Below are 11,738 nucleotides of genomic sequence, written 5' to 3'. Positions count from 1 at the left end.
CGGGAGTGAAGGGCGCCAGCGCCCGGCGCGGGAGTGAAGGGCGCCAGCGCCCGGCGGAGGCCCCCTCCCGCCGAGCGCTGAGTTGTTAAGCGGCTCTTCGGACATTTGGTGGGGATCAGGTGTTGAGTCCGCCGGCGGCGAGGAGCATGCGGAGGCGGTAGTTCGTGAGGTTGCGGTAGCCGCGGGCGAGGCGGCGGTGGAGCTCGATGATGCCGTTGATGGCCTCGGTGCCGCCGTTGTTGGAGCGGTCGGTGGTGAAGTAGGCCAAGAACGCCTCCTTCCAGCGGCGTAGCGTCCGTCCGAGACGCGCGATCTCGGGGACCGGGCAGGTGGGGAGGATCGCCAGGATGCGTTCGGCCATCGCGCGCCCAGCAGTCAGGTCGGCGCAGCGGTAGGCGGCGCGCAGGTCCTGGGCGCATCGCCAGGCGAGGTAGACGCCCTGGTGGGCCTCGTCGGCCTCGATCGCTGCCGCGAGGCGGGCGAGTTGGCGGTCGGTGAGGTTCTCCGCGCCGGCGCGCAGGAGCTTCTGGATGCCGTAGAGCGGGTCGCCCTTGCGGCCGCGGTGGCCCAGAGTCTCTTGCTGGACGCGGCGGCGGACCTCATCGACGGCCTGGGTGCCGAGCTTGACGACGTGGAAGGCGTCGAGCACGGCGGTGGCGTCGGCGAGCTCGTCGGCGATGGCGGTCTTGTAGCCGGCGAAGGGGTCCAGCGCGGCGACCTGCACTCCGGCACGGAACTGCGGGGAGCGGTCGGTGAGCCAGTCGGCGTAGGCCCTCTTCGACCGCCCGGGCACCAGGTCCAGTAGCCGGGCGCGGACCTTGCCCTCGGCGTCGCGGGTCAGGTCGACCATGCCGGTGAGCTCCTTCGCGCCGCGACGCCTGGGGTCGACGTGGTGCCAGATGTGCTCATCGACGCCGAGACTGACGACCCCGGCGAAGCGGGACTCATCGGCGGCCAGCTTCACCAGGCGGGGCTTGATCGCGCGCCACAGCGTCTTCCAGTCCACTCCCAGCTGGCGGGCGAGGCCTTCGACGGTGGCGTGCTCGCGACACAGCTGGACGATCGCCCACCCGACTGCGCGGCTCGTCAACGAGGCGCGGGGCGCGACGAGCGCGGGGACCTGCTCGACGAAGGTGCCCTTCGGGCAGTCCGGGTCGGGGCACCGCCACACGCGTTGACGCCAGATCACGCGCACCGGCACGATGCCCGGCACGTCATGCAGCTCGCGCCGCCGTCGTCCGCGGCTGGGCGCCACGACGCCGCAGGTCGGGCAGCCCGTCAGCTGCCAGGGCGTGGAGACCGTGACGGTCAACAGGACGGCGGTGCGCTCGACGCTCTCGACATGAAGGTCGGCGATGCCCAAGAGTGTGTCGCAGCGCGCGCAGGGATCAGTGGTGGGCGCATCGCTACACCCCGTAGCGTTGGTCAACGTCGAGGTCCTCGGAACGAACGGTTGCTTGGTCGCTACCGATCATCGGGGACCTCGACCCCTACCCGCCCTCAGCTACCACCGCGAGTCCTGCTCCCCACCGGATGTCCGAAGAGCCTGTTAAGCCCCCCCCCTCCCGCCGAGCGCTGAGTTGTTACTGGGTCTGTTCACCTCCGGGTCATCGCCCGGTCACACGGTGGGGTTACCGTCCGCTTCGTGTCCATGGAGAAGACGGGGTGACCGGGCGCTACAGTGCGATCAACGGCGCCAGGTCGACGCAGACGGCGCAGATCGGACGGGGGATGCACGGGGGGCTCGACGAGCAGACCGAGCGGGCCCGGGTGCGCACCCGGGCCCGTCGCAAGCGGCTGTCGCGGAACTGGTCGTTGTTCCTGCTCTTCGCCGGGCCGAACATCCTGCTGATCCTCGCGTTCATCTACTACCCGCTGGTCAGCAACATCTACTACTCGACGCTCGACTGGCGGCTCGGCTCACCGCGCGCCACACCGGTCGGGCTGGACAACTACGCCCGCTTCTTCACCTCGCCCTCGGGGCTGGAGGTCTGGCGGGTCACCGGTCTCTTCACCGCCGGGGCGGTCCTCGGCTCGATGGTCCTCGGGCTGCTCATCGCCCTCGTCCTCAACAAGAGGATCCCGGGCCGCACGGCGGCCCGGACCGCCGTCTTCGCGCCCTACGTACTCTCGGGCGTGGGCGTGGCCATGGTGTGGAACTTCATCTTCGACCCGAGCATCGGCGCGTTGCGCCACATCCTGGGCTTCTTCGGGGTCGCGTCCCCGGAGTGGTACCTCGACGAGAGCTGGGCCCTGGTCATGGTCCTCGTCGTCTACGTCTGGAAGAACCTCGGCTACTGCGCCGTCGTCTTCCTCGCCGGCCTCCAGTCGGTGCCCCAGGACCTCATGGAGGCGGCCACCCTCGACCGGGCCGGCCCGGTCCGGCGCTTCTTCTCCATCGTCCTGCCGCTGCTCACGCCGACGGTGTTCTTCCTGCTCGTCACCAACATCATCTTCTCGATGACGAACGCCTTCGACATCCTGCGGACGATGACGCCCACCGGGCACGGCACCAACACGATCATCTTCGAGATCTACCTCCAGTCCTTCGGCGCCTACCAGCGGGCGGGCTACGCCGCGGCCATCGCCGTCGTCCTCTTCTTCACCCTCTTCCTCATCACCGCGGTGCAGCTGCGCTACGTCGAGCGGAAGGTGCACTACCAGTGACCGATCGAACCGTGGTGAGCCCCGTGCCCGGGGCCGGCGGCCTCGCCCCTCGTCCGCGCCGCCGTCGCACGTCCGACCTCGCCAAGGCCTTCGCCCCGCGCAACGTCGCCGACACAATCCTCGCGGGCTACCTGCCGATCCTCATCGCGCTCGTCATCATCGTGCTGCCGCTGGCGTGGATGATCCTGTCGAGCTTCAAGCCCCCGGGCGAGATCGTCACGCTGAGCCCCACGCTCCTGCCGCAGGACCCCACCCTGGACAACTACTCCGCGGTGGCCGCCCGCGTGCCGCTGCTCACCGTGCTCGGCAACAGCGTCGTCGTCACGGTCGTCGGGGCCGGCATCAAGGTGCTCCTCGCGGTGACGACGGCGTACGCGCTCGTGTTCATCCGGGTCCCCGGGGCGAACCTCATCTTCCTCGGGATCCTCGTGGCCCTCATGGTGCCGCCCGAGGTCTCGATGCTGCCGAACTACCTCACCGTCACGGCCCTCGGTGGCCGGAACACGCTGTGGGGCATCATCCTGCCCGGTCTCGGCACCGCCTTCGGCACCTTCCTGCTGCGCCAGCACTTCAAGGCGTTGCCGAAGGAGCTCTTCGAGGCCGCCGAGCTCGACGGCGCGGGCCACGGGCGCAAGCTCTTCCAGATCGCCGTCCCCGTGTCGGTGCCCGCGATCGCCACCGTCGCGCTCGTCACCATCGTCAACGAGTGGAACAACTTCCTGTGGCCGCTCATCATCATCGACTCCCCGGACAAGATGACCCTCCCGGTGGGCCTCAACCTGCTGCAGTCCATCGAGTCGCAGACCGGCAGCTACGGGATCCTCATGGCCGGCGCCGTCATGGTGACCGTCCCCGTCCTCATCATCTTCGCCGCGCTGCAGCGCTACGTCGTCGCCGGCCTCACGCAGGGCGCCGTCAAGTGATGCCCTGCCCTCGTCCACCCCGATCTGAAGGAGAAACGTCATGAGCAAGCCACTTCGCCGCGTCACCCGCGGCGCCGCCGTCCTCGGCGTCGCCGCCCTGGCCCTGACCGCCTGCGGTCCCGACACGAGCGGCGGCGGCGACGCGACCGACGACGCGACGGGGACCGACCTCGAGGGGGTCGAGCCTGCCGACGAGATCACCTTCTGGACCAACCACCCCGGCGGCTCGGCCGACGTGGAGAACGAGCTCATCGCCGAGTTCACGGAGGAGACCGGCATCGCCGTCAACGTCGTGACGTCCGGGGCCAACTACGAGGAGACCTCGACCCGCTTCCAGACGGCGCAGGGCAGCGCGGAGGTCGACGTCGTCGTCCTCTCCGACGCCACCTGGTTCCCCAACTACCTCAACGACGCCCTCACGCCGGTCGACGACCTCCTCGAGGCCGCCGACGTCGACACGTCCGGGTACGTCGCGGCGCTCTACGAGGACTACCTCTACGAGGACAGCCACTACGGGGTGCCCTACGCCCGCTCGACCCCGCTCTTCTACTACAACGTCGACCACTACGAGGAGGCGGGCATCGAGGCCCCGCCGGAGACGTGGGACGAGGTCGCCGAGGTGTCCCGTCAGCTGATGGAGGCCGGGGTCGCCGACACCGCCTTCGCCTTCCCGCCGCAGGACCAGTACCCGGCGTGGTGGATGGCCAACATCGTCTGGGGCTACGGCGGCTCCTGGTCCGACGAGTGGGACTTCTCCCCGGTCGCCTCCCCGGAGACGGTCGAGGCCCTGGAGTTCGCCCAGGGTGCGGTGGGGGACTGGGCCTCGGTCGCCTCGGGCGACCCGGCGGACAACTTCTCCTCCGGTGCGGCCAGCCAGATCGTCCAGTCCACCGGGTCGCTCGGCGGCATCCTCGAGACCGCGAGCTTCGAGGTCGGGACCGCGTTCCTGCCCGGTGGCCCGGCCGCCGAGGGCGAGACGCCCACCGGCGGTGCGGGCCTCATGATCGCCTCGGACAGCACGCCGGAGCGTCAGCTCGCCGCGGCGATGTTCATGGGCCACATGACGAGCCCGGAGTCCACCGCGAAGTTCTCCGCGGCGACCGGGTACGTCCCGGTGCACACGGAGGCCGACATGTCCGAGGTCTATGCCGAGCGGCCGCAGTTCGAGACGGCGGTCGAGCAGCTGGGCCGGGCCCGCGTCCAGGACTTCGCGCGCGTCTTCGTGCCCGGTGGTGACCTCCTGCTCTCCCAGACGCTCCAGCGGATCCTCACCTCCGACGCCGACGTGGCGGAGGAGATGGCGGCCGTCCAGACCGAGCTCGAGAGCCTCTTCGAGTCCGACCTCTCCAGCGAGGTGGAGGGCTGAGCGTCCGTCGCTGACGCCGAGCCGCATCTGCGGCGGTATGCTCCCGATCATGCCGCAGTATCGGATCGGTTCCGCCGCCTCGCTTCTCGGCGTCAGCGACGACACGGTCCGTCGTTGGGTCGACGACGGGCACCTCACCGCCGGCACCGACGACGCCGGACGCAAGGTCCTCGACGGCGCCGAGCTCGCCCGCTACGCCCAGGAGCTCGCCGAGCGGCGCCAGCTCCCGGAGGTCGGCGGGGTCTCCAGCTCGGCCCGCAACCGCTTCACCGGCCTCGTCACCAGGGTCCGGGCCGACGGCGTCATGGCGCAGGTCGACCTCCAGTGCGGACCCTTCCGGGTGGTCTCCCTCATGAGCGCCGAGGCCGTCGAGGAGCTGGGGCTCGAGCCCGGATCGCTCGCCTCCGCCGTCGTCAAGGCGACGACCGTCATCGTGGAAGCACCCCGGGAGACCCGGTGACCCGCGGGCCGGGCCTCGCCGCCGTCGTCGTCGCCGCGCTGGGCCTGGCCGCCTGCGGAGGGGCGGAGGCGGGGGGCGCCGCAGCGCCGGACGAGCGCCTCACCGTCCTCGCCGCGGCGTCCCTCCACGGCGTGTTCGAGGACCTCGGCGAGGTCTTCACCGAGCAGCACCCCGGCGCCGAGGTGACCTTCTCGTTCGCGGGCTCCGCCGACCTCGTCGCGCAGCTCGACGCCGGCGCCCCGGCCGACGTGCTCGCCACCGCGGACGAGACGACGATGACCCGCGCCGTCGCGGACGGGACCGTCGCCGGTGAGCCGCAGGTCTTCGCGCGCAACGTCCTCACGCTCGTCGTCCCGAGCGGGAACCCGGCCGGGGTCGGCGGGCTGGACGACAGCCTCGACGGCGCCGCCCTGGTCGTCTGCGCGCCGCAGGTGCCGTGCGGCGCGGCCACCACTGCGCTCGCCGACCTCCTCGGCGTCTCGCTCTCGCCGGTGAGCGAGGAGGGGAGCGTCGTCGACGTCCTCGGCAAGGTGACGAGCGGGCAGGCGGACGCCGGGCTCGTCTACACGACCGACGCGGCCGCCGCGGGGGACGCCGTCGAGACGATCGCCGTCCCCCGGGCGGACGAGGTCGTCAACCGGTACCCGGTGGCCGTCACCACCGGGGCCGCCAGCCCGGAGCTGGCCGACGCGTGGGTCGAGCTGCTCCTCGGCCCGGAGGGTCGCGAGCTCCTCGGCGACGCCGGGTTCGGCACGCCGTGACCGCCGTCCCGGACCGCCGCCGGGTGGCGCCGCCCGGCGACCACCTCGGTGGCCTTCCGCGCTGGGTGCTCGTGCCCGCCGCCGTCGGCGTCCTGCTCATCGCCCTGCCCGTGGTCGGGATGCTGCTGCGGGTGCCGTGGGCGGAGCTGCCCGCCCTCCTCGGATCGGAGGCCTCGCTCGCCGCGCTCGGCCTCAGCCTGCGGACCTCGGCCGCCGCCACCGCCCTCGCCGTCGTGCTGGGCGTGCCCCTCGCCCTCGTGCTCGCGTGGGGCCGGCTGCCCGGCGCCCGGGTGGTGCGGACCGTGGTCCTCCTGCCGCTCGTCCTGCCGCCCGTGGTCTCCGGGCTCGCCCTGCTCACGACCTTCGGCCGCCGCGGCCTCCTCGGGCAGCGGCTCGAGGTGCTCGGCATCGACATCGCCTTCTCGACGACGGCGGTGGTGCTCGCGCAGACCTTCGTCGCCCTGCCCTTCCTCGTCATCGCCGTCGAGGGCGCGGCGCGTACGGCCGGGCGTCGGCACGAGGTCGTGGCCGCGACCCTCGGCGCCCGCCCGACCACCGTGCTGCGGCGCGTGACGGTCCCGCTGCTCATGCCCGCCCTCGGCTCGGGGACGGCGCTGGCCTTCGCCCGCTGCCTCGGGGAGTTCGGCGCCACGCTCACCTTCGCCGGCTCCCTCCAGGGCGTCACCCGGACCCTGCCGCTGGAGATCTACCTCCAGCGGGAGACCGACCCCGACGCCGCGATCGCCCTCTCGCTCGTGCTCGTCGTCGTCGCGGCGGGCATCGTGCTGCTCACCCAGCGCCCCCGGCGCGGCGGGGCGGCCTCGTGAGCGCGCCGGCGCTCGCCGTCCGGGCGGCCGTCCCGGAGCGGGACGTGGAGGTCGAGCTCACCGTCCCGGCCGGCCGGGTCCTCGCGCTGCTCGGGCCCAACGGCGCGGGCAAGTCCACGGTGCTCGGGCTCGCGGCGGGCACCGTACGGCCGGGCAGCGGCGAGGTTCGCGTCGCCGGGCGGCGGGTCGCGGGGGAGGGCGCCTGGGTGCCGCCGCACGCGCGCCGCATCTCGCTCCTCGCGCAGGAGCCGCTCCTCCTGCCCCACCTCGACGTCCTCGCCAACGTCGCCTTCGGCCCCCGGGCCCGCGGGGTGGCACGCCGCGCGGCCGACGAGCTGGCGCGAACCCGGCTCGCGGAGGTGGGCGCGGAGGCGCTCGCCGAGCGGCGCGTGCACCGGCTCTCCGGAGGGCAGGCGCAGCGCGTGGCCCTCGCCCGGGCGCTCGCGCCGGACCCGCACCTCCTCCTGCTCGACGAGCCGCTCTCCGCCCTCGACGTCGACGCCGCGGCCCAGCTGCGCCAGGTCCTACGCGCGGCGCTGCGTGGCTCGGGACGGACCGCCGTCGTCGTCACCCACGACCTCCTCGACGTCCTGGCCCTCGCCGACGACGTCGTCGTGCTCGAGGCCGGCCGCGTCGTCGAGCAGGGGACGACGGCGGAGGTGCTCGGCCGGCCGCGGTCCGGCTTCGGCGCGCGGCTCGCGGGGGTCAACCTGCTCCTCGGGGAGCGGGTGGCGGCGGACGCCGTGCGCGCCGGCGACGACGTCGTCCACGGGCTCGCGAGCGCGCAGCCCGCGACGACGTGTCGCGCCGCCGCCGCGTTCTCCCCGCGGGCGGTGGCGGTCCACCGGGCCGCCCCGGGTGGCAGTCCGCGCAACGTGCTGCCGGCCCGGGTGACGGGTCTGGAGCAGCAGGGCGCCCTCGTCCGGGTGCGCGGGGAGACGGCGTCGGGCTCCCGCCTCGCCGCGGACGTGACCCCGGCGTCCCTCAGCGCCCTGCGGATCGGGGTGGGCGACGACGTCGTCCTCGTCGTCAAGGCCGCCGAGGTGGAGATCTACGACGCCTGAGGCCGCGGACGTCCTGGCACGCGCGGCGCCTCCCAGGCGGTGAGGCGGGCGTCGAGCGCCGTCGTCATGGTCGCGAGCTCCTGCCACCGGTCCGGGTCGAGCGTGACGAGCCGCCCCCGGCGGAACAGCACGACCCACCGGTCGAGGATCTCGACCTCCAGACCCAGCGTCGCCCACCGGTCGAACAGCTCCGGCGAGACGACGGCCGCGACGTCCCGCTCGTGACCGGCCGGGCACAGCACGGTGAACCGTGGGTCGAGGCCGGGCACGGAGGGCACGTCCTGGGCCAGCTGCCGCAAGGACGCGAAGGGAGCGGCCGGCCGCCCGAGCCGGCCCCGGCGGAGGACGGCGACGTGCGGCATCGGGACTGGCGTGCGCACCGCGACGTACCCCCACCACTCCGCCGAGCTGCCCCGCGAGGGGCCCCGCCGCACGGCGGCCTGGCCGTACTCGACGTGGCGGCCTCGCGCGTCGACGACGACGTCGCTGATCCACCCGGCCTGCCCGCCGCGCCTGACACGGCCGAACAGGCCGGTCTCGGGGAGGTCGGCAGGCTGCGGATGGCGCGGGTGGTAGGTGAGGCCGTTGGCCGCCGCGAACGCGGCGAGACGACGCGACCGCCGGCCACCGCTCCGCACCAGCAGGGCGAGGAGGAGGCCGACGAGCGCGGCGAGGACGGCGCCGAGGCCCAGCGCTCCCAGCAGGACCGGGTCGGCCAGCGCCGTGAGGACGCCGGTGCCCTGGCGTGCGGCGACCGCGCCCACGACGACGACGACCAGTGCCAGCACGCCGAGGGCGATGAGCAGCGGGAGGCGCGAGCCACCCGGCCGCTGACCGGTGCGCGGCAGGGGCCCGCGCAACGCCGTCGTGTCGAACCCGCCCTGCGTCCGGTGTGTCACCGCGCCATGCAACCACACCGCGCGGCTCCCGCCGGCGAGTCAGCCCGCGGCGGGGAGGGTGATGCGGACGGTCGTGCCGCCGCCGGGGGTGGGGAGCACCCGTGCGGTGCCGCCGTGCGCGGCGACGAGGGCCGAGACGATCGCCAGGCCGAGCCCGGAGCCGCCGGAGGAGCGGGCCCGGGAGTCGTCGAGGCGGTAGAAGCGCTCGAAGACCCGCTCGGCGTGCTCGGGGGAGATGCCCGGCCCGTGGTCGCGGACCTCGACGACGACGTCGCGGCCCTGGCGTCCGGCCGCCACCTCCACGGGGGTGCCGGCCGGGGTGTGCCGCACGACGTTGCCGGTGAGGTTGGACAGCACCTGGCGCAGGGCGTTCTCGTCGCCGAGGACGACCATCGCGTCCGGGCCAGGGATGCCGTCCGCCAGCGGGACGAGCGTCGCGGTGCGCCCGGGGTCGAGGGCGCGCAGGTCGGCGACGGCGTCGTGGGCGAGGACGGCGAGGTCGGCGGGCTCGCGGGCGAGGCGGCGGCCCTCGTCGAGGCGGGCGAGCTGGAGGAGGTCGGTGACGAGCCCGCCCATGCGGCTCGCCTCGCTCTCGATGCGGGCCATCGCCGCGGGCAGCTCCGCCTCGGGGATGGCGCCCATCCGGTAGAGCTCGCCGTAGCCGCGGACCGTGGCGAGCGGGGTGCGCAGCTCGTGGCTCGCGTCGGAGACGAAGCGCCGCATGCGGCTCTCGGAGGCGGCCTGGGCGGCGAAGGCCTGCTCGATCTGAGCGAGCATCGTGTTGAGCGAGTGCGACAGCCGCCCCACCTCGGTGTGCGGGTTCGTCGCGGGCACCCGCTGGGAGAGGTCCCCGGCGGCGATGGCGCCGGCGGTCTGCTCGATCTGCCGCAGCGGACGGAGCGCGCGCTCGACGGCGAACCAGCTGAGGGCGGCCCCGAGCAGGATGATGAGCACGCCCGAGATGACGATCGTCCGGGCCACCTGGTAGGCGGTCTCGTCGGCGCCCTCGAGGGGGAGGGCCACGGTGAGCGTCGTCCCGGTCGGGGCGTCCTGCACGCCGTAGGTGACGGCGCGCCACCGCTGGCCGGGCACGTCGCTGGGCACCGTGTAGGCCTCGCCCAGACGGTCCACCGTCTCGGGGAGCTCGGGCCTGCCGTACCGGGGCACGGTGTACCTGGCCACGATGTCGAGAGGCGTCGCGCCGGGCAGGCGCAGGCTGAGGAAGTAGTCGGACGGCATGACGGAGCCGGCGTCCGGGTTCGCGTCCAGCTCCTCGAGCGTCTCGACGTTGATGTTCCGAGCCGCCGTGGCGATCTGCTCGTCCGTCTGCTGGAGGAGGTAGGCGCGCAGCAGCGTGCCGGTGGTCGCGCCCGCAACGGTGAGTCCCAGCCCGAGCACGACGACGACGATGAGCACGAGCCGGTGGCGGATCGGGACCGCGCTCAGCCGCTCGTGCAGGGTCATCCGGTGGGCTCGCGGAGCATGTACCCGACGCCGCGGCGGGTGTGGATGAGGGGGACGGGCTTCTCGCCGTCGGTGCCGCGGCCGTCGACCTTGCGGCGCAGGTAGGAGATGTAGGACTCGACGATCGCGCCGTCGCCGCCCCAGTCGTACTCCCACACGTGGTCGAGGATCTGCGCCTTCGACAGCACCCGGCCGGCGTTGACCATGAGGTAGCGCAGGAGCTTGAACTCGGTGGGGGACAGCTCGATGACACGGCCGGCGCGGCGGACCTCGTGGGCGTCCTCGTCGAGCTCGAGGTCGGCGTAGCGCAGCACGCCCTCGTCCGGCTCCTGCTGCTGGGTGCGCCGCAGGATCGCCCGGATGCGGGCGACGACCTCCTCGAGGCTGAAGGGCTTGGTCACGTAGTCGTCACCGCCCACGGTGAGGCCGGTGACCTTGTCGGACATGTCGTCGCGGGCGGTGAGGAAGAGGACCGGGGTGTGGTGACCGCGCTCGCGCAGGCGGCGGGTGACGGTGAAGCCGTCCATGTCGGGCAGCATGACGTCGAGGACGATGAGGTCCGGCTCTGCCTCGACGGCGAGGTGGATCGCCTCGTTGCCGTCCGCGGCGGCGACGACCTCGAAGCCCGCGAAGCGCAGCGACGTCGTGAGGAGCTCACGGATGTTCGGCTCGTCGTCGACGACGAGCAGGCGCGCCTGGTCCCCGGTCATGCCCCAAGTCTGCCGTCCTTCCCTGGATCTTTCCTGAAAGCCAAGTGAACGCCCCTCCCCCCTCATCCCGCCGACAGCTGAGTTGTTACGACCCCCATCCCGCCGACAGCTGAGTTGTTACGACCCCTATCCCGCCGAGCGCTGAGTTGTTACGACGCTCATCCCGCCGAGCGCTGAGTTGTTACGACCCCTATCCCGCCGACAGCTGAGTTGTTTCGACGCTCATCCCGCCGAGCGCTGAGTTGTTACGACGCTCATCCCGCCGAGCGCTGAGTTGTTACGCCTGCAGACCCCAGTCCTGGCGGCGGAAGTCGACTGAGATGCCGAGCAGCTCCATGACAGCGCCCTCGAGATGGGGAGAGCGTCCGAGGATGTCCGCAGACGTGGCCGGGAGGACGCGCCAGCGCCAGCGTTTGCGTATGTCTTCCCTCCGCGCTTCGTCGCGCTCGCGGTCGGCGACTGTCCGGAGGTGGTGCTCGGCGCCGTCGTACTCGATTCCAACGAGTGCCTCGGGGATCCCCATGAATCGCCCCGGGTCTGGTGGAGGCTCTCAATCCATGGAGGATGAGAGTCATGGCAGCACCGAGGAAGTACCCC

At 72.9% G+C, this 11,738-nt stretch carries 11 protein-coding genes; 7 read left to right on the top strand and 4 right to left on the bottom strand.

Annotation, left to right across the window (positions count from 1 at the left end):
• Positions 1-115: 115 nt before the first annotated feature.
• Positions 116-1,429: an ISL3 family transposase gene (locus tag H9624_RS10060; RefSeq protein WP_443678510.1), complete on the bottom strand. Its 1,314-nt coding sequence runs from the start codon at positions 1,427-1,429 to the stop codon at positions 116-118.
• Positions 1,430-1,731: 302 nt separating this feature from the next.
• Between H9624_RS10060 and H9624_RS10055 the strand changes: the two genes are divergently transcribed.
• The 7 genes from H9624_RS10055 to H9624_RS10025 are packed head-to-tail and all read left to right on the top strand — an operon-like array spanning position 1,732 to position 8,068.
• Positions 1,732-2,667 carry a carbohydrate ABC transporter permease gene (locus H9624_RS10055; protein ID WP_286011087.1) on the top strand — a complete coding sequence of 312 codons (936 nt, stop codon included), beginning with the start codon at positions 1,732-1,734 and terminating at the stop codon, positions 2,665-2,667.
• Positions 2,664-3,590: a carbohydrate ABC transporter permease gene (locus tag H9624_RS10050; protein WP_251839766.1), complete on the top strand. Its 927-nt coding sequence runs from the start codon at positions 2,664-2,666 to the stop codon at positions 3,588-3,590. Before H9624_RS10055 ends, H9624_RS10050 begins: the two co-directional genes overlap by 4 nt.
• A 40-nt stretch (positions 3,591-3,630) precedes the next feature.
• The gene (locus tag H9624_RS10045) at positions 3,631-4,956 is read left to right on the top strand and encodes an ABC transporter substrate-binding protein (RefSeq protein WP_251839765.1); all 1,326 of its coding nucleotides are present in this window, start codon (positions 3,631-3,633) and stop codon (positions 4,954-4,956) included.
• Positions 4,957-5,005: 49 nt separating this feature from the next.
• Positions 5,006-5,416, top strand: a complete 411-nt coding sequence (locus H9624_RS10040) for a TOBE domain-containing protein (protein WP_251839764.1) — start codon at positions 5,006-5,008, stop codon at positions 5,414-5,416.
• Positions 5,413-6,177 (top strand): molybdate ABC transporter substrate-binding protein, encoded by a 765-nt coding sequence (gene modA / locus H9624_RS10035; protein ID WP_251839763.1) that lies wholly within the window; start codon positions 5,413-5,415, stop codon positions 6,175-6,177. The genes H9624_RS10040 and modA overlap by 4 nt, the downstream gene beginning before the upstream one ends.
• A complete protein-coding gene (locus tag H9624_RS10030) occupies positions 6,174-7,004 on the top strand; it encodes an ABC transporter permease (protein ID WP_251839762.1) in 831 nt (276 codons plus the stop codon). Before modA ends, H9624_RS10030 begins: the two co-directional genes overlap by 4 nt.
• Positions 7,001-8,068, top strand: coding sequence for a sulfate/molybdate ABC transporter ATP-binding protein (locus tag H9624_RS10025; protein ID WP_251839761.1), 1,068 nt, complete (start codon positions 7,001-7,003; stop codon positions 8,066-8,068). Before H9624_RS10030 ends, H9624_RS10025 begins: the two co-directional genes overlap by 4 nt.
• Here H9624_RS10025 and H9624_RS10020 read toward each other — a convergent pair.
• From H9624_RS10020 to H9624_RS10010, 3 genes are read right to left on the bottom strand one after another with little or no spacing between them, the layout of a single operon-like run.
• Positions 8,056-8,967: a hypothetical protein gene (locus H9624_RS10020; protein ID WP_251839760.1), complete on the bottom strand. Its 912-nt coding sequence runs from the start codon at positions 8,965-8,967 to the stop codon at positions 8,056-8,058. The two genes, H9624_RS10025 and H9624_RS10020, sit on opposite strands and share 13 nt — an antisense overlap.
• Before the next feature lie 39 nt (positions 8,968-9,006).
• A complete protein-coding gene (locus H9624_RS10015) occupies positions 9,007-10,431 on the bottom strand; it encodes a sensor histidine kinase (protein WP_251839759.1) in 1,425 nt (474 codons plus the stop codon).
• Positions 10,428-11,141, bottom strand: a complete 714-nt coding sequence (locus H9624_RS10010) for a response regulator transcription factor (RefSeq protein WP_251839758.1) — start codon at positions 11,139-11,141, stop codon at positions 10,428-10,430. The genes H9624_RS10015 and H9624_RS10010 overlap by 4 nt, the downstream gene beginning before the upstream one ends.
• Positions 11,142-11,738 lie beyond the last annotated feature (597 nt).

The sequence above is a fragment of the Oceanitalea stevensii genome, assembly GCF_014837105.1.
In the GTDB taxonomy this organism is placed as follows: domain Bacteria; phylum Actinomycetota; class Actinomycetes; order Actinomycetales; family Actinomycetaceae; genus Oceanitalea; species Oceanitalea stevensii.
Note: the sequence above shows the minus strand (reverse complement) of the source record. Positions and strands in the feature narration are given on the sequence as shown.